At 61.6% G+C, this 22,409-nt stretch carries 21 protein-coding genes; 3 read left to right on the top strand and 18 right to left on the bottom strand.

Annotation, left to right across the window (positions count from 1 at the left end; translation table 11 throughout):
- Positions 1-110: 110 nt before the first annotated feature.
- The 3 genes from KX928_RS23445 (at position 111) to KX928_RS23435 (ending at position 1,327) form a co-directional block, all read left to right on the top strand.
- Entirely contained in the window at positions 111-722 is a 612-nt protein-coding gene (locus KX928_RS23445; protein WP_219507888.1) for a recombinase zinc beta ribbon domain-containing protein, read from the top strand.
- A complete protein-coding gene (locus KX928_RS23440) occupies positions 719-1,054 on the top strand; it encodes a hypothetical protein (RefSeq protein ID WP_219507886.1) in 336 nt (111 codons plus the stop codon). The genes KX928_RS23445 and KX928_RS23440 overlap by 4 nt, the downstream gene beginning before the upstream one ends.
- Before the next feature lie 126 nt (positions 1,055-1,180).
- A complete protein-coding gene (locus tag KX928_RS23435; protein WP_219507884.1) occupies positions 1,181-1,327 on the top strand; it encodes a hypothetical protein in 147 nt (48 codons plus the stop codon).
- A gap of 91 nt (positions 1,328-1,418) precedes the next feature.
- On the opposite strand, the gene KX928_RS23430 is transcribed toward KX928_RS23435, so the two are convergent.
- From KX928_RS23430 to KX928_RS23345, 18 genes are read right to left on the bottom strand one after another with little or no spacing between them, the layout of a single operon-like run.
- The gene (locus KX928_RS23430) at positions 1,419-4,304 is read right to left on the bottom strand and encodes a hypothetical protein (RefSeq protein WP_219507882.1); all 2,886 of its coding nucleotides are present in this window, start codon (positions 4,302-4,304) and stop codon (positions 1,419-1,421) included.
- 3 nt (positions 4,305-4,307) lie between these two features.
- The gene (locus KX928_RS23425) at positions 4,308-6,230 is read right to left on the bottom strand and encodes a hypothetical protein (protein WP_219507880.1); all 1,923 of its coding nucleotides are present in this window, start codon (positions 6,228-6,230) and stop codon (positions 4,308-4,310) included.
- Positions 6,230-6,490, bottom strand: coding sequence for a spike base protein, RCAP_Rcc01079 family (locus tag KX928_RS23420; RefSeq protein ID WP_219507878.1), 261 nt, complete (start codon positions 6,488-6,490; stop codon positions 6,230-6,232). Before KX928_RS23420 ends, KX928_RS23425 begins: the two co-directional genes overlap by 1 nt.
- A gap of 15 nt (positions 6,491-6,505) precedes the next feature.
- On the bottom strand, positions 6,506-6,745 hold the full coding sequence (locus tag KX928_RS23415; RefSeq protein WP_219507876.1) for a hypothetical protein: 240 nt from the start codon (positions 6,743-6,745) through the stop codon (positions 6,506-6,508).
- Positions 6,699-7,010, bottom strand: a complete 312-nt coding sequence (locus KX928_RS23410) for a hypothetical protein (protein WP_219507874.1) — start codon at positions 7,008-7,010, stop codon at positions 6,699-6,701. The genes KX928_RS23415 and KX928_RS23410 overlap by 47 nt, the downstream gene beginning before the upstream one ends.
- Positions 7,007-7,558, bottom strand: a complete 552-nt coding sequence (locus KX928_RS23405) for an N-acetylmuramoyl-L-alanine amidase (RefSeq protein ID WP_219507871.1) — start codon at positions 7,556-7,558, stop codon at positions 7,007-7,009. The genes KX928_RS23410 and KX928_RS23405 overlap by 4 nt, the downstream gene beginning before the upstream one ends.
- Positions 7,555-7,854 (bottom strand): hypothetical protein, encoded by a 300-nt coding sequence (locus tag KX928_RS23400; protein ID WP_219507869.1) that lies wholly within the window; start codon positions 7,852-7,854, stop codon positions 7,555-7,557. Before KX928_RS23400 ends, KX928_RS23405 begins: the two co-directional genes overlap by 4 nt.
- Positions 7,851-8,333: a hypothetical protein gene (locus KX928_RS23395; protein ID WP_219507867.1), complete on the bottom strand. Its 483-nt coding sequence runs from the start codon at positions 8,331-8,333 to the stop codon at positions 7,851-7,853. Before KX928_RS23395 ends, KX928_RS23400 begins: the two co-directional genes overlap by 4 nt.
- Positions 8,326-8,661 carry a hypothetical protein gene (locus tag KX928_RS23390; RefSeq protein WP_219507865.1) on the bottom strand — a complete coding sequence of 112 codons (336 nt, stop codon included), beginning with the start codon at positions 8,659-8,661 and terminating at the stop codon, positions 8,326-8,328. Before KX928_RS23390 ends, KX928_RS23395 begins: the two co-directional genes overlap by 8 nt.
- Positions 8,661-8,996 carry a hypothetical protein gene (locus KX928_RS23385; protein WP_219507864.1) on the bottom strand — a complete coding sequence of 112 codons (336 nt, stop codon included), beginning with the start codon at positions 8,994-8,996 and terminating at the stop codon, positions 8,661-8,663. The genes KX928_RS23390 and KX928_RS23385 overlap by 1 nt, the downstream gene beginning before the upstream one ends.
- A complete protein-coding gene (locus KX928_RS23380; protein WP_219507862.1) occupies positions 8,993-9,589 on the bottom strand; it encodes a DUF4376 domain-containing protein in 597 nt (198 codons plus the stop codon). Before KX928_RS23380 ends, KX928_RS23385 begins: the two co-directional genes overlap by 4 nt.
- 3 nt (positions 9,590-9,592) lie before the next feature.
- Positions 9,593-10,723: a hypothetical protein gene (locus KX928_RS23375; protein ID WP_219507859.1), complete on the bottom strand. Its 1,131-nt coding sequence runs from the start codon at positions 10,721-10,723 to the stop codon at positions 9,593-9,595.
- On the bottom strand, positions 10,720-13,215 hold the full coding sequence (locus tag KX928_RS23370; RefSeq protein WP_219507857.1) for a hypothetical protein: 2,496 nt from the start codon (positions 13,213-13,215) through the stop codon (positions 10,720-10,722). The genes KX928_RS23375 and KX928_RS23370 overlap by 4 nt, the downstream gene beginning before the upstream one ends.
- Positions 13,215-16,940 (bottom strand): phage tail tip lysozyme, encoded by a 3,726-nt coding sequence (locus tag KX928_RS23365; RefSeq protein ID WP_219507855.1) that lies wholly within the window; start codon positions 16,938-16,940, stop codon positions 13,215-13,217. Before KX928_RS23365 ends, KX928_RS23370 begins: the two co-directional genes overlap by 1 nt.
- On the bottom strand, positions 16,937-19,045 hold the full coding sequence (locus KX928_RS23360) for a hypothetical protein (protein ID WP_219507853.1): 2,109 nt from the start codon (positions 19,043-19,045) through the stop codon (positions 16,937-16,939). The genes KX928_RS23365 and KX928_RS23360 overlap by 4 nt, the downstream gene beginning before the upstream one ends.
- Positions 19,042-19,575 carry a hypothetical protein gene (locus tag KX928_RS23355; RefSeq protein ID WP_219507851.1) on the bottom strand — a complete coding sequence of 178 codons (534 nt, stop codon included), beginning with the start codon at positions 19,573-19,575 and terminating at the stop codon, positions 19,042-19,044. Before KX928_RS23355 ends, KX928_RS23360 begins: the two co-directional genes overlap by 4 nt.
- Positions 19,575-21,794 carry a phage tail protein gene (locus tag KX928_RS23350; protein ID WP_257884047.1) on the bottom strand — a complete coding sequence of 740 codons (2,220 nt, stop codon included), beginning with the start codon at positions 21,792-21,794 and terminating at the stop codon, positions 19,575-19,577. The genes KX928_RS23355 and KX928_RS23350 overlap by 1 nt, the downstream gene beginning before the upstream one ends.
- Positions 21,794-22,393 (bottom strand): phage connector family protein, encoded by a 600-nt coding sequence (locus KX928_RS23345; RefSeq protein WP_219507848.1) that lies wholly within the window; start codon positions 22,391-22,393, stop codon positions 21,794-21,796. The genes KX928_RS23350 and KX928_RS23345 overlap by 1 nt, the downstream gene beginning before the upstream one ends.
- Between the last annotated feature and the right edge of the window lie 16 nt (positions 22,394-22,409).

Raw genomic sequence — 22,409 nt, 5'->3', positions numbered from 1 at the left:
ACTTAGCTCAGGTCGCCATCTGTCCCAAAATCCCTGACGACGGACAGTGAACCGTCGCCTCCATCATCAAGGACGTTATGGAAGGTTATGCCTCAGGCCGGTTCGCAAGTATGGCTGAGGTCACACGTTATCTTGAAAAACAGCCCGCCTTTCCAAAGATCAATGGCACAATCCGCCAGCAAGTGGTGACGGACCTATTCAATCGCGTTCTCTACGCGGGTTACATCGAACACGAACCTTGGGGCATCAGGCGTCGTAAGGGCCATCACGACCCCATTGTTTCGCTAGAGGTCTATGAGCGCATCCAAGCCCGCAAGGCGGAACGTAAGCTGGCTCCAGCACGCGCCGACATCAATGAGGACTTCCCTTTGCGTGGTGCTGTGAATTGCGCCTGCTGCGATGCGCCTATGACCTCCTGTTGGGCAAAAAGCGGCACAGGTAAGCGCTATCCCTACTACTGGTGCCAGACAAAGACCTGCGACATGTATCGCAAGAGCATCCGCGCAGAAAAGATCGACGCGGCCTTTGAGGATATCATGCAATCGCTCAAACCGTCACAGGGCATGATTGCGGTTTTTAAAGCTATGCTGAAAATGCGTGGAGCCAGAGATTGGCGCAAGCCAGCGCCCAGAAAGGCGATCTCAAGAAGGACATCGCGCAAATCGACAAACAGCTTGATGGGCTTCTGGTCAGGATTGTTGATACGGATAATCCAAGCGTGATCACTGCCTATGAAAAGAAGATCGAAAAGCTGGAGACAGACAAGATGCTATTGGCCGATAAAATGAGTCAAAATGCCCAGCCCAAACACACCCTCGATGAGATTTTCGAACTTTCTATGCAGTTTATCGCAAGCCCTTGGAATATATGGATAAACGGCAACCTCACACTTAAGAAAACGGTGTTGAGAATAGTGTTTAAGGCACCATTAGCATACGACAAAGAAAGTGGATTTCGAACTCCACAACCCTCTGTAATATTTGATTTTTTAGAAAATATCACATCAAAATGTGAAGTGGTGCCCCCACACGGACTCGAACCGCGGACCTACTGATTACAAATTTGTCGAGTATTAAACAAAATCAATAACTTAGCCAGATTTGTCCACCAAATATTCCCTTAAAATTCAATATGATGCACGGCGCTACTTTGCGCCTGCGCGATTTTAGGAGTTTCCATTATGACAAAGAAAAAGATATCCGACCGCGACCAGCCGCGCAAATCAGGTCAGGTGACAACGCTTGTGGCTATTGTTGCCGGCGCTCTGGCTGGCATATTGTTTGTGGTGATGATCGTTACTTTATTCATCACACTTTCGGGCGGATGACTGGAGAACCTTATGTCACGCTCCTGGCAGAAACCAGATCGCCGCGACACGCATCCTACCCAGGTGGAAATTACCAACTATCATCACTTTCCTAGGTTACCGTCAGCACCACCGCCCCGCCCGAAGGGGGTGCTACGCTTCCTGTTCCGCCGGTTATGGAAACGGATGCAAAATCGCCGGTGAGGGTGTCCGCAACAATCAGATCATAGGTGTTCGGTGCGAGGCCGGTCACATCGACTTCCAACCCGCCGTCGAGCGTCACGCGGCTGTCCACGTTGGGCGCTGCGCCATAGAGGCCCGAACGGATTTCGCGTATCGTGCCAATCCCGAAAGTCGCGGCACCGTCGATCTGGCCGATGGTGAGCGGGTCGGTTGTGGCGCGGCCCTTGCGGGCGATGCCCACAACGTCTTCGTTGTCCACCGGGATGCCCGTCACGTCGCGCAGGTAGAGCAGGCATTTCAAGCCGGACGTGAAGACGTCGCGCGCCACAACCCCGGTGAAGCCGCTTACCGACCCGGTGACCACTTCACCGTATTTGAACTGGCCCACAGTGTCCGCGTTCAACCCGTCCACCACCACGACACAGGTCGATTTGAAGGCCAGTGTGCCTGTGGGCGGCAGGATCAGCTGCGCGATGCCGCCTGCCGCGCCGTCAAAGCCCACGCGCGTTTCAAAGCCGTTGATCTCGATACGGCCATTCGCCGCCAGCGTGGCCGTGGACGTATCGACGCCGAACAGCATTTCCGCCCGGTCATAGATCGTCAGATTACCGTTGATCAGCAGATCCCCGTCATTGCGGTAACGTCCGGCGTAGACGTGCAGATCGGGGTCCATGTCGCCGCCGTGCTGCAGCACGTCCGCCGACCCGCCGCGATGGTTGCCCACCTTGAACATGCCGCCGCCGCGCACATGCTGGTTAATCTCAAGCTGCCCGCCAAACTTGGTGAACTCCCCGTCCGCGCCGATGTCCACCACCTCGATCGGGTGTGCCGGGCTGAGTGAGCTGGCGACGCGGTAGCTGTCTAGGTTGACGCTATCGCCGGGCACCAGCCCCGGCAGAACCTTGAGGTCCCATGCCGACCGCAGATTCCAGTTGTTGGATGGGTTGTCATTGCCGGGCTGGAACAGATGGGTGCGGGCGGGTGACGTGGGCGGCGTCTTGTTGAGCTGCGCCATCGCAAAATCATGGAAACCCTTCCACTGACCCACCGGATCAGAGGACGCGCGCGCGGCATCTATGAAATCGAACCGATCCGCCGCACCGTCGCCCAGGAACGTCCTGGCGTAGGCGTCGATTGTGGTGGCGTCCTTCACTGCCTGCGAAATGCCGTCCACGTTCTGGTCCGCTTCGCCAATCCAGTTCAGCACCGCGATTTCGCTGGTGGAGCTTTTCAGCGACCCCATGCCGGAGATCACGTAGGCTTCACCGCTGGGGGCCACGCCATGGGCGCGCACCCCGTCATTGCCGTCCGTGCTGTCCACGATAATCACATTGCACACACCTGTGCCATCGCCCGAGAAATTGATGCCGCGCGCCGTCTCGAAGGCGGTGCGCGATTGCGTCTTCTGACCCGCGCCCGCGATCAGCACGTCTTCAAGGAAGCTAAAATTACCAAGCTGCGCGCCGGGGATGGGCGTGCCGATGTCAAGCGACGGATCATCGGCCTGGTCTTCGCTGTCCGGCCCGCCGCCCACCAGGATGCCAAGGTTGCACATCGCGTAGATCGAGCTGACACTGATGACGCCCGGACGATCCTGCGCGCCGGTCAGTGACCCTTCTTCGTGCACGCTGTGAAAGCAGTAGAGGTTCTCGCCATCGCCTGATGAATACTTGTTGTGGCTGTACTGCGTCGGCGGCTGCGGAAAGTCGAAGGCAGCGTTTGGGTCGTAGCCGTCTGCCCAGCCTGATTGCCCGATGTAATTGTAGAGATAGGCAACGCTGTCATAGCCGTTGATGTAAGACCCTTGCTCCCGCGTGCTCTTGACCGGCCATTGCCCGCTGGCCGGGGGCGGGCGGAAGACAAACCCCCAGCCCATGTTTTTGTAAAATAGACAGAATTCGGCAATCCGGCTGTTGCCGCGAAAATTGGTCGTATGATCACTCTCGTTGCCAACAAAGGCGCAAAACCGCTGATGCTCAATGTTTTGCCTATATTCAAAACGCAGCCCCTCGATGACCAGGAAGCTGCCCCCGTTCAGACCGAACTGAATAACGGGTTTTGCGCCGGTGCCATAGGCCCCGATGCGGGCAAAGTGAATGCCGTTGAAGCCTTCCACCGATCCGAAATTTGCCGTGCCTTGCAGCAGCGTCGTGCCGCGCTTGAACAGAAGCCAGTGACAGCCAGGGCCTGTTTCTTTCTTGTAGCCCCAGATTTGCGCGCCCCGGTTATCGTCAACTGCAAGCGCTTCGGTGTCGCCGTAATGTGCGCCGTTGCCATCAAAGGCCGGGTTGTCGCGCAGCCATGCCTGCGACGCATTGGCAATCCCCTCACGCGCTTCGATCTGCGCCTTGGTAAATCCGCCCACCACGTCCACATGGGTGACCGTGTGGTTCACCGCCGTGCTGAACAGGATGTCACCATTGGCGTCAACCGGCGGCATGAAGAACCAGCCCGGTGCCCAGCCCTTGAGCTGAAGACCCTGCGCCACCGGCACGGTGACCGTCTCCGGCAGGCCATCAATGATCAAATCAACGGACAGCTCGGAACCCGAGACCGTCAATTCGTCAATGAGGTCCACGGCCAGCCGGTTGTCAGACCGCACGTGCACGCGCCCCTGTGACGGCTGGGCGGCCACGGCAACGGTGGTGGCCCCCGGCACCTCCACATGGGTGGCGCGCAGCGACGTGACCTCTGCCAGCGTCGTGACGGGGGCTGCGGGGGTGCGGTAATTGGTGAAAGGCAAGGTCGCGCCGTCGCCGGACAAGGACCCGCTCACCCCATCGGGCAGGGCCACTTGGGTTTTTTGAACTGGCATGGGTTACGCTCCTGTGATCACGAGCGCGATGCCCGCGTGATTGCCTTCGACCTGTGTCAGCCGGATCGCGCGCGGCGTTTCCGCCGTGCTGATCGCCTCATGCGCAAAGCCGTGCTCCCGGCCAGAGCCATCGATTTTCACGCTGTCATTGGCGACGCCGGTCAGCAGCGCGTCGCCTTCGTTGACGTGGGCAACGGCCACGATGCAATCTGCAGTGGTGTTGGCGTCCAGAACCATGTCGGTCGTGCCGCTTTCCTCCACCGCCACAAATGTTTCCGCCGTGGCGCCCGGCACCGCCAGCAGGACGATCCGCGCGCCGTCGCCGATGCTTTCGGAAAACTGGAAATCCACGGCCAGCGTATCGGGTGCGCCACGCTGGAACTTGTAGGCGGCGGCGAGTGGTCGGATCGATGTGGTATCGGTGCTGCCAACCAGCGTCATGGCCGCGCCGTTCGCCTGTGCCAGCGTGATCGAATAGACCGACGCCGTGTCGCGCGCGGTCGGGAAGGCATATATCCAATCCGTAGCTGCGAAGGCAGACACATCGATGCCCGCAATGCTTGGTGCAGAGGGTCCGGCAGTGACGATTTCGCCGTCATAAATGACCGTCGCCGAGAGCGCGCCGCCCGCAGCGGGTACAGCGATGCCGGTCAGCCCGGCGACAACCACGCCATCGGTGATCTCACAGGTGATCGTCGTGCCCTGGTCGGCGGCCACCAGCGTGTAGGTACGGGCAGTTGCACCCCCGATGTTCACGCTGTTTCGTTTCCACTGGTAGGTGAAGTTGCGCAGGCCCAGCCAGAAGCCTTCGCGCGCGGTCAGGATCGACCCGGCGATCAGATCGGCAGGCACCCCGGTGTGGTAGATCACGGCGCTGTCGATATAGGCTGTCCCGGCGCGCACCTGTGCCGCTGAATAGGTGTGATCACCGTTCAGGTAGGCGTCATTCCCGGTGATGCCGGAAATCGTGACGGTCGTCGTCACCGCGTCCGGCACGATGTCATCCACGCCCGTCTCGATGACGGCGGTCGCGCCGATCTGCTCGAAGGTGAAGGCCTGCACCACGGCGGTATCAAGCTGAAATGCCCGCTGATTGCCGCTGGTGTCGCCCACCAGCACCCGGCGTGTTTGGCCCACCAGAAGCGCGTATGGGCTTGTGCGGGTTGTCCACGCACCAACGCCGCCGTCCTGTGTCTGGAAGTCGGCCGCATTGATCGCGCCGGACAGGCTTTCGTAATTCACGCCGTCCGTTGCATCGGTGATCGCCGCGAAGTCGGCAATGTCGGCCACGTCCTGCCCGGAATAGCTGGTCTGTGACAGCGGCGTGACACCACCACCGGCGACAGAGATGATCTGATCAACAATCGTCAGGCTGAACACATCGGCGATGCCGGCCGGCGCGATGGGGTTGAAGCCCCGCACCGTGATGTTCGTCGCTGGCAAAAGCGCTTCCACGTCCAGGCGCAGGGTGAACCCGTCGCCGTCGACGGACGCCGCCCCATCGCCGGACACCGCGTAGGTGTCGGCATTGTCATAGACCGTGCGCAGATCGAGCGTGAAATCCGCGCCGCCTTGCTGCAAAATCTGGTCGGCAATCGGGGCGGTGACGGTGGGCGCTTCGTAGCTTTCGGCGGAGATATCGTAATCGACGCCATCCGCCGTCACACGCGCATGCACCAGCGCGCCCTGCGCCAGTGCCGTGATATCGCCCAAGGTGCCGATGCCCAGATCGCTTGCGCCGGGCGTGGTGCCGAAGACAACGGCGGTAACGGTGCTGGCGTCGGACATTTCAACGCCGACGCCGGGGGCTGCGTCCTGTAGAATGTAGCCACTGGACAGGCCGGTGAAGCGGGCGAAAACAAGTTCAACGATTTCGCCCAGACACACAGTCGCAACAGCGCCAACGGCAACGCCGGCGCCGATCATCAGGTGAGCCCCCTGATGCCGGTCGCAGTGGTTCCCGTCGCCCAGACACGCCTGGCGCGGATCGGAAAGGGGATCCCGGCTGCTATGAATACATCGTCCTCGTCGCCATCGACGGTTGTGACTTTCACAGTGCCTGCGGCCGCCACGTTGATCACGCGCGTAACAAGCGCCAGATCTGCATCATTATCTGGCACAATCGCGAAAAGCCGGCTGGGCGGGCTCTCCAGCCCTGTCGATACATTTTTGAATTTGTCCGTCACGATTATTCTCCTGCTCTAGTTTCCGCCGATGATTTTGGCGATTGCCTGAATTTTCCGATTTGCCTGGTCGATCGCGATGCCGCGTTCATGGTCACGCAGGATTGCGTCCTTGTAGATGACCAGTGGCCGGGAGGGCTTTGAAACGGGCTCCAAGAGGATCGCAGGAACCTTCTTCTCAACCGGCACGTACTGGATCTCCGGATCACAGCTACCGCCCGCTAAGATCAAGCAGCAGGGCAGGATCAATTTCCGCATCTGCGCATCCTCCATAATCTGTGGTCAGGATGGTTTCGACCTGGCGCGAGAGAACGGCAGAGGCTTGCTCTGCGCCCTGCCGGTAGGCTTCTGCCACGGCCTGCGCTTCACGCGCCTGTGCGGCGCTGTCAGCCAGTGTCTGCACGTTGCCCTCAAGGCGGGCTTTTTCAGTGCGCAGGCCATCCACCGTGGCGCGCTGGAAATACACAACCGCCCCCAGGCCGATCACCGCCAGCAAGGCGCCTATGAGGGCATAGCGCGTCACGCCGAGAACCGCCGGGCTGACTTCGCAAGCGCCTCGTACACATGCCGCGCCAGATCCGCCTGAAAGACGTCAGCCCGTCTGCAATCATCAGCATTCGACCCGAAGTAAGGCTCCAACATGCAGGCAGGAGCGCGTCCCTTCCAAAGTGATCTGCCGCCCCGGTCTTTCGGTTGCAGGATGCGGACGCCGCGGTCGCGCAGGTTAAGGGCAGCCACGCAAGCATCCTGAACCAGCTCGGACATTTCATACGAGCGGGTTGTCCCGCTGGACAGTGTGACAGATCCTGACGGTTGCGGATTGGCGACGGAATTGAAATGCAACTCTGCGGTCACCGTGGCACCCCACGCATCAGTTGCCCGGTAAACCCGGTCAATCTCTTGCCACCAATACCCCTTCGACGTGCGATTGAAGATCCTGACAGCGCTTGAATTGTGAGTTTGGATCAGCCGAGCCAGATCGGAGTTCCAGTCGAACTCGGTACGCCCGTCAATGCAACGAATGGCACCCTGCTCGTCGGCATTGTGACCAACGACAATAGCGATTTTCATATCTGATTTCCTTTTGGCTGGCTTAGAAGCGGCGGACCTTCGAAGAAATCTGTGCCCGCCGCGACCACGCAGGATAGGCCGTTCGGGCTGGACAGAATGACGGTAAAGGTGCCGGTTTCATCCGACGCCCAGACTTCCAAGATCGATTGCGCGGAGCGGGTTTTTTGAAGGCCACCAGCCACGAAGCGCTCTCCGTACTTCGTCTTGAGACTTTTCACGACCGCATCACGCGGACCGCAGTTCGCCGCCATGGCGGGACTGCACAGTATGCAGAGAATGGCGGCGACGCGGATCATGGTTCGCACCGCGCGATGTCTGTCGGTATCGTGTAGGGCCCGTAAGTCGAAATGACTTCGTACCAGTTCGGATTGCTACCCCCGTCCGCCATACCGAGCGGACGGTTTGTGTGGCGCATGCTCATCTGCGCTTCGGCGATCAGCGGCCCATACCAGCGCCAGACGCCGAAATGCTGTTTTCCCTTTGGTTTTGAACTGTCGGGCGTCGGGTCATCAACAAACTCGAAAAGAACATCGTCCCAAAAGCCGTATTGCCGAACAGAACCCGTAACCGACCCGCGGACGGGTCTCAGATCGCGCACCTTGTATCCGGCAAACCGCGCCTGCACGTACCCATCGCCACGGCACCATGAACCTTCCAGTGGCGCCATGAACCAGACCACACGGCTCGAAAGTGTTGCCAGGACGAGAAACAGAAGGATGATCGCAGCGCCGTTCCGGATCACGACATAGACGTTATGGAGAGGCTTCTTAACCATCTTTCTTATCCTCTTCCTCATGGTACTTCGCGCGTGCCTTGAAGACGTCGATGATGAAGCCTGTCAGAGTGATCCCGGCCAGGCCGATGATGAAGCCGGAGAGGCCCTTGCTGGACGGCGGGATTTCAATCGACAGGAAGTTGCCAAGCAGCGTGATCGCAAGGTCTTCCAGATAGACGGCGCAGATCGCGCCGACGATGACGGCTGCACCGCCCTCTTTCCAGTTGTCGCGGAGTGTCACCCAACGAACGACCCCGCCGGCCGCCCCTGCAACCGCTGTGGACACCCACGGATGTTCGCCAAAAAGGCTTGCTATCTTGTCGAACATCAGATGAGCCCCCAATCTCGGAAATCCTTGACCAGATCGCGCAACCTGCCAGCCTGCCTGTCATCCTCGACCAAAACACCCCGGCAATGGTTCTGCTCTTGGGCAATTGCCAGAAATGCCAGGTCTATAGCGCGCTCGACGGCGACCCAGACCGGGTGACCCTGACGCGCCTCGATGGCAGCGTGCACAGAAAGCGTGTACTCCGCCGTGCCCCACTCGCCCGGTGTGCAGGAATTGATGATCCGGCTGGTGATAGTGACCACCCAACCTGCAAAGGGCGTTTTAGGGTAGCGAAGCGTGAACACCCACGCGGCGATGAATGCGAGGGAGATCATGTCGGCCACCCCGCGTCGATATCGATTGCGTCCAGTCCCGCCTGATCCACCGCGGCGACAACCAGGTCGTTCAGATTGCTTTCGTGCTCAAAGCACTGCTGGATGAACTCTTCGATTGCGTCGCCGATCAGGATAATGGTGGCGGCATTCATCATCGCAAACGCACCACGGCCACTTTTGAATGCCCGGATTTCGTAAAGAGGATTTTCGGTAGCTCTGCGATGCGCGGTGTCAAAGACCATGCGTGTCTTGGCGCTCGTATCGACAAAAGTTCCGTCGAGCAGCCCGCCTGAGATCGTGAAACCGCTGTACTCAACTAACCAGCGTTTCGCGGCCAGCGCGTCCTGCTTGGCCGTTTTCAACTCGGCGATGGTTGGCGGATCCGGTACAACCACCGGATCGGGGTCAACGACAACCCACGCTCCATCAACCCGGCGGGCTCCTTGACCTGTCGTCAGCGCCGGCGGCGCTTCATCGATCGCGCCCGGAACTTCAAGATATGTGCCTGGGCGCCGCTGATTTTCATGAACCACGACAGACCCAATCAAATAACCTTGATCGTCGGTCTGGTATTGTGTTTTTGTACCTGCCATTTTCTACGCCTCGAACTGCACGCAAGCCATGAAGGCTGCGTTGAGCATGATGTTTTCGGCGCCACCGCCTGTCGGATTGTTTGTGGTGTTTCCGCTGTAGTAGGCAGGACCATCGGGGGCAAAACCGAGATCACTGTACCCACCATTGAACGTCCCATTGCCGTCGGCAATCTGACCCGCAACCGGATGAAGGTGGTTGCCGACCTGACTGGCCTGCAGACTGCCAATCACGCGACCAATGTCGATGCCACGACCGTTGTCCCAGAACCGCAGCCCGTAGCCGCGAACATCGGGTATGGGCACGCTGTCACCGGGGTTGTATCCCATGTAGGCCCCGAGCTCCGGGAAGTCGTCATATGGAAAGGGCGCACCATTAAGTTCCATTTTGCCCGCCGGAACGACGCCTCGAAGGTGTAGTGAGACCTCGCCAACACCACAGAGTTGCCCGTTCACGATGCCGGCGATCGCGCGAATTTGTGTGCCCCCTGTTGTTGCCAGCAGTTCCAGCCCCTTGGCACCAACGGGCGCGCCGGACAGTGCCGTCAGCGACCCATCGACCGGCTGGAAATTCGCCGGGTCGAATGTGGCTGCAAGCGCGGCCGCGTCTGCTGCGTCCTGCGCGGCTTGTGCTGCGAGCGTCGCATTGGCCTGCGCGTCGGTGATCGCATCAGCATCCGGGCCCGGGATCGGGCTGCCATCTACGTCAAAGATCAACGCCTTGCCGGCGCGATCGCCAGGCAGATCTCCAATGACGCCGCTGGCGACTTTAAACGTTCTGTCCAGCTCTGCCTCGGTGTCCTGAATGGCCTGCGTAACAATATCCAGCTGCGCCTCCAGCGACTTCTCGCGCGCGCCACCCTGGCCCTGCCAGCCCTGTTCGGGGTTTGTCTTGCGCAGGATCTGCAGGTCATCCCCGGCGTAGGTCGTTGCCGCGCCCACGCTGAGGGTCACATCGCCCGTAATGTCCGAGCTGACAGGATTGACGGTGTAATCGGCGGGATCCAGCACGGTGATCGTTGAGGTTCCCAGCACCCGAACGATCAGACCACCCTCCTGATAGGGATGATCGACGCTGTAGGGGCCGGTGCCCGCGATGATGCGGATCGGTGTGGGTGTAAAGGCTTCAGTCGTCATGGGGCCCCCTCAAATGCGTTGGAAAGATCGGGCGCGCGCTCCGGTGTGATTTCGCCGCGCTGCCACCAGGCGGTGTTGCCATAGGTGCGGTCTCGCTGCCGCTCCTGCCGGCGCCAGTTGGCTTCCGCTTCCGGATCCAGCAGCAACTGCAGCTGGTCGGCCACCGCGCGGTCAAAGGCCACGCGCTGATACCAGAGGCTGGAAAGCACCGGCGTGTTGTACCGCACGAAATTCGCGACATCCCGGCCCAGGGCGGTATCGCGGCCTTCAACCAGGCTGGTCAGGTTGGATGCCACGGGGTTGATCACATCGCTGGCAAAGCCTGCCACCGGCCCGGCAAGGGTGGACGCCAGCCCGCCGCCAAACCGGTTTGTTTCTGCCGCGAAAAAGTCACCGAAGATGCCCAGGCCGCCTCCCTGGAACATGGCCGCCATGGCATAGGCCCCGGTGTTCATCGGGCGCGGGTCACGGCCCTTGGCGATCTCCTTCAACTGCACGGCGACGCCACCCAGGATGAACAGGCCAGCAGCCATCTGCGCCGAATAGGTCAACTTGTCCTTCAGCGTCGGCAAGGCCGCGACGCGCCTGATCTGACCCAGTGTCAGGGACAGGGCAAAGGACTTGAACATGGTGGTTGACCGCAACAGTTCACCGGCGAAGGTGCCGGGTGCAGCAGACCCCTGCAGTCGCGCACGCCCCTCAAGACTGGCCGTGGGCACGGCGAACTCCAGCTGTTCCTCAATCGCCATTTGCAGGCGCAATGCCAGGCCCTCGGCCTCGGCCGCCGGCATGGCGCTCTGGTGGTTGAGCCAGTGCAGCGGTGACATGAATGTGGCGCCATTATCGGCGCGGAACATCGTGGCGGGATTGCGCAGCTGGTCCCAGTCGGCCGCGCTGATCCCGCGCCGCTCCAGGACCTGGCGCAGCAGCGGGTCAATGTCGGCCAGAGCCCGGTCGGCGTTTTCCGCCATGAAGCCCGCGAATTCCATCTGAAACGCGGTTTTGTTCATGTCGGTCCAGAATGACAAACCACTCAGGCGCAAGGTGGCACCGCTCAGGCGCTCGGTGATCTCGGGCGCGAAGGTTTCGCCGGTGAACCGCGCGGCCGTGGATCCCATGTCCGCCAGGGTATCGGCAATATACCCCATCTGCGCGGCCGTGCGCCGGGTCGCCGCACTGGCCATAAGTTTTGTCGATGTGGTCAGCACGTTGTAAGGGTTCATGCCTACGGCCTTGGCGGCCATGTGCATCGTTGCCTTGTCAGTGACCGCCGACAACAGGGCTGAACCCAGCTTCGTCGAAGTCAGCACCTTGCGAGTGCCGCCAAAGAAACTGGCCCAGGCCGCGTTCTCCGGGACATTTGCGGATCCGTCAAAATGGCTCAGCATCGTTTTGGCCAACCTGCCTTGCGCCTGGATCCGACCTTCAAGGTCGAACTGGCCGCGCAGAACCGCCTGCTTTGTGGCAACCTGAGTTGCAAATTCCAGCCCCATGCGCGGGTTCGGGCCCAGCACACGCATCTGGGCGACGTCGCGCGCCATGCCGTGCAGGCCGCCGATCAGCGCGGTAAAGGGGTCAGACCGGCCAAAATCCCGGTTGTAGGCCATCCAGTCACGGCCGGACTTGAAGTGCAGCACGCGATGTTCGGCCCGCTGGTTATACAGCGCCTTGCCGCCCACGCTCATGGTCGGGTCGCGACTGTCCCAGCCGCGCGTCACAATGCCCTGGTAGACATCATCCAGGAATGCATCCACGCGCACCGGGTCGGGCAGATCGGTGGGCGACTTCGCAAAGGGTTTGCCGGTCTGAAAATCCTTGATGCGCGTCCAGTCGATCCGGTCGCGCACAGCGTCCTTCCACGCCCTGGGACCGGCTTTGCGCAGGCGCGCCACGTCATGGGTGTGCGCCGCACCATAATCCGCCAGTTCGCCAATGTCGCCGCCATGCGCATTGAACAGCCGGCGCAGGCGCTGTTGTTCGGATCTGACCGCCGCGGCCAGATCGCCGGCCCGCTGGTTGCCCGTCGCTGTCCCGTGCAACTCGTCAATGACATCGGCCAGCAGCGCCTTGTTCTTCTGGCTGCCCACCACGTTCAGACCGTTGGCGCGCAGGAATTCCTGCAAGTTCCCGTCGATAGTCCGCACCAGCGCCTCACTCAGCGAACGGACGCTTTCACCGGTGAAACCGCTGCCATCGCTGAATTCGATCAGGTTGCGGATTGCTACCGCAGGATCCGGCGCTGCAGTTATCAACGCCTGCATCCGGCGCATCGTCTGCAGCTGCGCGATGACCTTGTGCTGTCGCGACGGCAGGGCTGCGGAAAGTGCCTCTTTCACATCCAGCCCCGCCGCCGCCTCAGCCTGGTGCCGTGGCATGACCTGCTCATACCTGGCTACCAGCTGATCGTAACGCTCCTGTGTGGCTTTCCCGCGCGTGGTGTCAACCTCACCCGCGTCCATCGCCCGTTGCAGGCAATCGTGGATATTGGCCATCAGCTCGCCCTCCCCAGGGTACAGGCATCAACGGCAGCTTTGAGCGTGGCATCCTGCTCCAGATCATCGAGGTAATCGGCCATGCTCACCATCACACCGTTATCGTCTTCAAATGAGATTTCGCGGAGATCCACCCCTGCCAGGTCGAATTCCTCGCGCACGGCGCCCAGATCCGGCAATGTATTGCCATCAGCTCCATCAGCGCTTATATTTGCACTGGAGGTATTCCCCATGACATCATTGGTATTTGCAGACTGGGACGGGCGACCGGCGGTTCTCGTTTCGCCCTCAGAAGCATTTGCATTGCTTGAACCTGGTGCTGACTGGGAGCCCGTCGATGCACGTGACGTGTTCAATTCCGGATCTGTTGTTCCGGATTTAGCCGCGCTCAAGTCAAAATTCGCCACGACTTTCGGGGAGTTTGAACTACCGGCCAACGCGGCGAAAGACGGGTCCGACGCCTCAATGGCGGCGGAATAGAGCGCCGCCTGCTGCGCATCCAGTTCCGCAATCGCGACATCATCGGTCAACGAACGGGATTGCTGATACAGCTTGTGGCCGCTGGAATTCTTGGCCTCCAGCAGCTTGTCGGCCCAGATCTGCACTTCCGCCAACACACCATTGCTGCCGCGAAGTATGACCTTCCTGTCGAAGTAACCCGAAGGCTTTACCGTCCAACCTTCATCGACCACATCCGCAACCTCGGCCAGACGGGCAACGATCCTGTCAGCCTCGTCTGCCGATCGCGCAACGAACCCACCGCGGGCGATGTCCGTGATCTGCCGCGGGCTGCTGTAGCGCTTGCGCTGCATTTTTTCTTCCGCTGTGGCCCGCTTTTTCAGGCCAGACGATTTGAATTCGACGCCAAGTTCATCACTTATCGCGCGGCCGATGGCCTCCAGCTCCGTCTGGGTTTCGCCGGCGAGACGATATAGCCCGTCCAGATCATCGAAAGGCTGCGACATGCGCAGATCCCGATCGAAGGCGACGGGATCCGAAACATCCGTCAGGGCAGGGGCACCGCGCTCTGCCTGCTCCGTCAATTCCCGGATTGACTGCGCGTTGGCATCCTGCAGATCCGGCCCCTGCGCGCCATCATCGAACCGTTCCAGTTCAGCGGCGCTGATACCAGCACGGCCCGGATCGGGGGTTTCCCGCGCCATGGGCCGCCCGATGTCTTCCAGATCCGCGAAGGTTTCACGGTCGATCGCGCGCAGCACATCCGCCACGTCAGGGCCATCGCCCAGCAATCCCGCCTCGGTGGTGCCGACCTTGCGCGCCTCGGCCGCGTAGCGGGTCAGGAAAGCGGCTGTGCGTTCTGCGGCGACTGCCCGGCCACCGGGGGCGAACTTGCGCACCAGCGCGACTGTGAGGGGCGCCAGAGCGCCTTCAAGCAAATCCACCTGGTCCAGAAGCTCGTCAAGGACTGCCGCTGCAGATCCGCCCTCTCTCGCAGCGATGTCGCGCGCCGCTGCGATGGTGCGCATCGCATCCAGCACAAACGGCGTGATGTCCATTTCCGGTTTGACCAGGCCGGCAGCCACATCGGCGCGCAAAGCGGCCCATTCCGGTGCTGCCATACTCAGCGCGTCCAGCAGGGACCGGAATTCGCCGGCGTCGGTTTCGGTGAAGCGGGCCAGAATGTCCGGGGCGTCATAGGCCCGCGCAAAAAGCGCTTGGCTCAGACGTTGCGTACCCTCGCGGTTCAGGGCGCCGGTGCTGTCGAACAGGGCGTTGCGTTCTGCTTGGGGCAGCGATTTCAGCGCGCGGGTCACAAATGCCCTGTTGGCGGCCGCGTTCATCGACTGACCCGGCTCGAACAGGCGCACGGTGTCTTCATCGATCGCGCGGGCGTCGGCTGCCGCCCGTTCGGTTGCGGACATGCGCGCGACCGCGCTGCTGTTGGCCTGGCGCACAAATCGCTGTCGGCCGGGCAGGTCCAGATCCGTGGTGCGGCGCGCGATCAGAACCGGGGTCGTAACACCCTCGGGCACTTCAAATCCGGCTGCCTTGATCTGATCGACATATGCCTGGAAACGATCTGGGTAGCGCTCGGCGGCGCGCTGGATTGCCCGTACACGGCCGTTGCCGCTTTCAATGATGTCATCGGGTGCCACAATCGGCGCGCCGCGATCGGCCTCCGGCGAGGGCATCAGGCGGATCGGGTCCAGACGGGCGGCGAGTTCAGCGATCTGCTCGTCGGATGCCGCGCGGCTGCGATCGCGGGGCTGCAGATCTCCGGACGCCTGGCGCAGAATGCTGGCATCGACGACCTGGTAGCTGACATCGATCGTCAGATCGTCGCCCGCCGTCACGGATCCCTCGCCGGTGTAGCCGCGCGATGTGGGCCCGGTGATTTGAGGCACGTCAGACGCGGGTAGGGGGGCCTTGCCGTTGTAGCGCGGGATCTGGCCAGCTTCGAACTGATCCGCCAGGGATCTCGCAAACTGCATGCGGTTGGTCAGATGCGGCACGCCGGGGCGCCAGAATTTTTCCGATGCGATGCGCGCGGCTGTTTGCGCGTCGGGCGCCTGCCGGATCTGCTCCATCGCGGCGCTTTCGGTTGTGCGCAGCTCCAGATCCAGAAACGCAATCTGTGTGTCCAGGTCCTCGGGCGGCTTTCCTGACTTCCGAGCGAAAGCCAGATAGGCGCGGCGGCGCGGCCCATTCCATTGGCCCATGCCAAACGCATTGCCGTTGTCACCTACGGCCGCGGTGTGCAGACCGGCGCCGCTTTCCTGCATCAGATTGCCGGTCAAACCGGCCGCAATATGTGGCTCATAGCCCAGCTCAAGCAGCCGCCCGAACACATAACCAACGCGGTTGCCGTTGGGCGAGGCGTTGCCTCGGGCCGAAAAATCGAAATCTGACATCGCGGGTGGCCGCCCGGTTGGTGCAGGTTTTTCGGGGGCCGGCGGATCGCCACGGCGCAGCTGGTCCTCGGCTTCCTCCACCGCGCGCTCGTATTCGATGGGATCCTGCCCTTCTGGCCGGCCTTCGGCCACCGCCGCCGCCTTGCCCTGACGATAGGTCAGATACCGGCCTGCGCCGATGAGCCCGCCACCCAGAATACCGCCGGTGGCAGCAGCAATGCCCAGTTGCAACGGTACATTCGGGTCGTCGATGCCCAGACGTTCCGCCATCCGGAATTGCCGGGGCAGCATGAATACCTCGCCGCCCGCACCGGCCAGGGCTTCCACTGCTATGACCCGCGCCATACTTCCTGCGCCTGCCCCTAACGGCAGAGTGAGTATTGTGGCCTCGTCTGCGGCTCCTGATGCCAGCGTGCCCAGGGTCCGCGCACCGATCCGGTCAGCTGGCCCGGCTTCGGCCGTGCCGATAAGACCTTCGTATTCCTGCAGCAATCTGCGGTTGACCTCGGCGCGAAATTCTTCCGGCGTTTTCGGCAGATCCTTGAACCTTTCGGGATCCTCGGCGGCGCGAAATTCGACTTGCTCCAGCAGTGCCCGTTCGCGGAACTCACGGGATTTTCCGGTTCGGGCATTCTGGCGCCGATTTGGATCCTCGGGGATCTGGAAGCTTTCCAGCGCGGCGCTCAATTCGTCACGCACCTCGCGCCGCACGCGATTGCTTTTGCTCCAGGCGTCCTGCTCGATCTGGCTGGCACCAAATTGCGCCCGGAACTGTTCGCCGTATGTCGGCACCTGCTCCGTCAGTGCGGGCGGATCTCTCCGGGTGCCGGTTTCTTTCAACATGAAGGTCATGGCCGCGCCTCGCCGATCAGGGCGCGCAGGCTGAACTCATAGGTCTGGCCATCCGCGGTTTGCAGTGTCGTGATACGGTCGTCGCTCACCCGGTAGGTGAAGATGAACCGATCATCTCCAACGGCTTGCAGCTCCAGGTTATCCAGGGTGGTGCGATCAATCGGCTGGCCAGCAATGACTGGCGGGTTACCTGCGCTCCCTACGCGGGCCAGCTGCTCCGACAAAAACGCAGGATCAAATTCGAAACCACGTCCCGATCGGGGCTGGTTTTCTACAGCCTGGCGCCTGCGCATTCCGAGACTTTCCAGTGCGTCCTCGGCCTGGCCAGAGGAAATCCCCATGGGCAATATGGTAAAGCTGTCGCGCACTTCCTGCACACCGCCTTGAGCATTGCGACCGTCAAACTGGCCGATGCCGCCCATGACCTCATGCAGCGCCTGGCGATACAAATCCTCGTCGACCTGATCGCTTTGAACCACGCCGCGCCCTCGGCGCGCATAAAGTGCGTCAGCTGCTGCCATCACATTTGCCTGGACCCGTTCTCCACCGGGCAGGTCGGCGAATACCGGGCCCAGGCTTTCGTAAATGGGGTCAAGGCGTTTCTGGGCGCCGGGCAAAATCAGGTTCTCTTCCGCAATCACCTGCTGGCCGCGCAGGATCTCCAGTCCAAGCGCGCGGGCGCCGCCGTTCGTGACCAGGCTGCCGGCATGCGAAAACACCGGATCGTCAATCACTTCTGCCACGGCGTCGGCGTTTTGCGGGGGCAAGCCGGCGGTCAATTGCACCGCCAGATCAAGGCGGGTCTGCGGATCCTGATCCACCGCCGCCAGCGCCTTGATGGTTGCGCGTTCCTCGTTGTCGAAAATCCGGCGCTCTGTGGTGTACCCCTGCATCCGGATTTGCTCACTGAACGCGACACGATCGGCCAGCGCGCGCCCGAACGCCACCGGATCGGCCGGGTCAAAGACGGGCAGCGCCGGTACGTCGATGCCCACGGACTGCAAGTGAGCCAACGGATCCTTGTCCAGCTGCTCCACCGCTTTGGCGCGCAGATCCTGCAGAACCTCCAGACGTTCGGTCTGGAATTTTTTTGTGACCTTGCTGTTTTTTTCGGCGGCGATCAGCTCGTCCAGCTTGGCGGGCGGAAGCTGCGCGATCTGCGGTGTCGCATCGCGCAACGCGATCGCCGCAACGGCCTTGCCATAATCCGGATGCGCCTTGACGTCAGGCGATGCCAGCCATGCCTCGTCAACGGCGGTCCGGCCAGCCTGTGCAATGTCGGTGATTTCACCGAGGCGCTGGCCGATGGCTTTTTGCTGCTCACTCTGGAGCTTTTCTGCCTCTTTTCGCCCCTGCGCTTCCAGAGCAGCCAATGCGGCGTTTGCCTGCACCCGGTAGCGCGCCTGTGTTTCACCGGGCAGAGCGCTGTATTCGCCAGCATCAAGTGCGGCGATCAGTCCTGCAGGATCCTCGGCCACCATGCCGATCGCCGCGGCATTGTCGATATCCTGACCCAGAGCGATCTTGCGCTTCGCAGCTTGTTCCGGAGAAATCACTCCGGCGGTCACCATGTCATCGATTTGCCGGTGGCCATTGGCGATCAGTGTGTCGCGCGTGTCCTGGTCGGAGCCCACGGCCGCCTGGGTTGCCGTGGCTGCATAGTCGATGTAGGTCGCCGCGCGCTGGCTCTGCCGCTTTTGCAGCGATTTCAGACCGATCTGAAACCCGTGCCGGCTCGCAAGGTCCGTCACCGCAAGGCCGAACGCTTCCGCGTTCCTGGGATCCACCATCGGGCGGCCATCTTCCGTCAGACCCTCGGCATACTTCTGCCGGACAGCTTCAACCCCGGCGGTCCATTCCGCATCGATCTGATCCGGATCGCCCAGGCTTTCCATGCGCAACCGCAGATCGTTCAGATCTTTGGTCAGGCTGACCTGGTTGCGCGCGTTTTCACGCGACAGGCGATCATTCTCCAGCCGCGCGCCGGCCTGCAGCATCGCATCGCCAACCTGTGCCACCGCAGCGCCTGCGGCATCCGCTTCCGTTGGCTGCACACGGGCGGCGCGTCCCGCATTGATGCCAGCTCTGGGAATGGTCAGGGTCATGGCAACAGATCCGGCCAGATTTCAGGGGCTGCCGTCAGGAACTTGCCTGCGGCACTGGCGCTACCCGTCAGCAGGTTGCGGCGCCCGCGCGCACGGGTGGCCCGCGCCGTCGCGCTCAATTCGCGGTCAGTGGCTTCACCGGTGCTGCGGATCGATTGCGACTGGAAGGACAGTTCGCGCGCCGCGGTCTGACCCAGAAGGATCGCGGTGGGGCTGTCGGGCGACACGCCGCGTGCAGCCAGCTCTGCACGTTGCGTCGCTATCTGGCTGGCAAACTGCAGGCGCGCGCGCTGATCTTCGGTGGCGTTGATGCGCTTTTCCAGCGCGCGCTGCACCTCGATCTCAGCAGCTGTCTGTTTCGCGGCCTTGTTGGCGGATACCGCCTGCGCAACCGTGCCGCCAACCGAAAGCAGCAATCCGGCGGTTTGCAACAGGCCGCCCGCCGTGGCAGCACCTGCTGCCGCACCGGTGGCCGCTGCCCCGCCCGCAAACCCTGATGCCGCCAGCGCGGTTGAGATGATCTCGCACATTACGGCCCGCTTTCTTCGACGTTCGGCGTGATTGACGTGATGGTCATGGGCGCGCCGCCAATGGGGCGGAACCGCAGTCCAATCCGGTCGGCGTATCCCGTGGCGGCCTCGGATTTGACCATGCCGGTGTAGGCCGTGGTCAGATCTGCCGCGACACTCTGGGGTAGCAGGGACACATAGCCGCTCTCCAGCAGAGCATCGCGGCCGCTATGGTATTCCACGCCTTCGACCTCACCGGCAGCGGTCCGGTGAATGCCGATGCCGCTGCCGGTGTGCAGGCGGCGCTTGCGCCCCTTCGATGATCCGTTTTCAGTTGCCGCCTGGATATCCAAGGTTTCAACGAAATGGGTTTCATCGAGCAGGCCGATCACGGCTTTCCGGCACTCTGCCGGCAGGATCAGATCACCGCCCGCCGGCACTGTCAGCGGGCCATATCGTCCCTGATCCGTCCAGGCGTAAACATCCTCGCCTTCCAGATGTGGAACTGCAAAGGTATCCGTGGCAACGCCCAGATCGAAAACACTGGCGCAAAACAGATGATTGGCATCCTCGATCGCGGCAATGCCGGGCAGGGCGCCGAACAGCTGTGCCTGATCCTCGACGCAATAGGTGGTGACGCCATTCAGCTGCCGCTCCACGATCATGGTCAGCACGTCGCGTGTGCCCGTGGCGTCGGGTGCAACCGCAATGGAATGCACAAAGCCGCCCGCGACCGGATACTGCGCCCAGCCCAGCACGTCCTCATTCGGATCGTAGATCATCACGGCCAGATCACCGTTGCCGCGTCGCATGTTCGCGATGCGCAGCGGCGCACTTTGCCAGGCCATTTCTTTGAAACCCTGATCGCCCAGATGCTGCGCGGGCAAGGACAACTCCAGCGGCACGCCGCCATCCTGTTCAAAGGAATAGCGGATCTCCAGCACCCTGCCTTCGTCCTTGGTGGTCAGGATCGGGTAGCCATAGGGCACAATCGGCTGCGCAGCACCGGCGCCGTCTGTTGCCTCCAGGTCGGTATCGAAGGTTGTGGGCCCGATGCGCTGGCCGCTGGCGTTTGAATAGCCACGATAAATGTCACCCAGCGCGCCGATGTAAATTCCCCGGCTCGATTTCTTCAGCCAGCCGATCTTGTTCTGGGTCTCGCCGCCGTCGATCGCATAGGCAAAGGATCCATCCGCTTCAACGCTCGGTTCAAAATCCTCCAGCAATCCCAGCGTGGAAAACCAGATCGTGCGCGGTTCTTCTGTGGTGCCCGCCGCCGCAAAGCTCTGATCGAACAACTCGATGGCCGCCGGGTAGCCGTGGCGGTCCGACCAGGCTCCCTCTGCCCAGCGATAACTGGGGTCATCGATGCACGGTTGCGGGATCGCCTTGATCACCGTGGCGCTGGCGGAATTGGAATTTGCCACGGCCGTGATCCGGGCAATGCCAGTCGTGTCGCCCAGATATTCATACTTCACGCCCTGGCTGGCATCTGTCAGGCGGGTGCCCTCGGTATGGGTGGGCCGGGTCACGCCGGTGTTGGTTCCGGCTGCGACCCGGTAAATGTTCCCGTCGCTCAGAAACTGGGTGTTGACGCTGGTGGCGGTGTTGCCCGTCCATTGCGCGACATTTGAAAAATCCGTGGGCTTGATCTGGATCAGACTGCCAATCCATGTGGCATCGAAAATATCGCCGGTGCCGGTGATGGTGACGCTGCCGCTGGCGGCGGAAAACTGCATGGTCTGGGCTTCGTCCAGGTTCTGAACCCGGAACGGACCTGATGTGTAATCCACCGGGGCAATGGTCCAGTTGTCCAGCGCAAAGCGTGACAGTTTCTGCACCGGCTGCTCGCCATCCGCCAGATAGATCACATCCTTGGACTGCACCACGCGCAGTTTCCGGATTTGCTCCAGCGTGTAGGGGATGGCCAGCTCGTAGGGGGAACCGCCGTCCATCACCAGCGCGCCGTAGCGCCAGACGCGCATCCAGCCGGCGGTAAACTCCAGGCGCAGGGCATCATTCTTGGCAAACTCGAACCGGATCACCCGGCCCGGCACATTCCCGCGCGTCACTGCCCTGAAAATCGTCCCCGCAGACCGCGTAAACGCGCCTTGCCGCAGCGGTACAAATCCCCGGCAAACCGCCAGGCCGGATTGAAACCGCTGGTAATCCGGGCGTTCATGCAGCAGCGGATCAAGCTCGCCGCTGCTGAAAGATGCCTGTGACGGGGTGGTGCGCATCAGCGTGTCGCCTCCGCTACCCAGTCGACGAAATAATCGTGCCCGTCATATCGTTTTTCGGATGCGGTATGCCCGTCGAACTTTTTGGCCATTTCCAGCGCATCGACGCCATTGCTCTGGATCTGCGCGCGTTTCGTGCGGGACGAGACGTAAAAAGGAGCCAGCCGGTTGGCCAGCTCGTAAGATACGGCCGTCTGGAAAACGGCCGGCAACACCGCCTCGTTCTCGATCCGGAAGGTGTAGCGGATGGTCAGGCTGTCGATCACATCGGCAAAAATCCGGCGCGCATCGATGCGCCACGAGATGTCCTCCGGCACCACGCTGCGGATCTTGATCATGTCGGATGGGGCGGAAAACTGGCCTGCCAGCAGCGGATCGACGTATTCGATCGACGCGGCCGCGATCGGGGCCAGGGTGGCGTGTTTGCGCGCAAAGGACCAGTCGTAATATTCCAGGCAGAGATCCCGCGCCAGCGGGTATTGCTCAAGGGCGGCGGCCGCCTGCGGGCTGCTGTCCTGAAACGAACTGGGGGGCGACAATTCCATGAACCGAAACGCCTGCGCCGCGATGCTCGATGCTGCGATGCTGATTTCCGTCATGGTGTGCCGCCCCTTC

The sequence above is a fragment of the Roseobacter insulae genome (assembly GCF_019375555.1).
Classification (GTDB): Bacteria; Pseudomonadota; Alphaproteobacteria; order Rhodobacterales; family Rhodobacteraceae; genus Roseobacter; species Roseobacter insulae.
The sequence above is the reverse complement of the archived record's forward strand: the minus strand, read 5'-3'. Positions and strand labels throughout refer to the sequence as shown.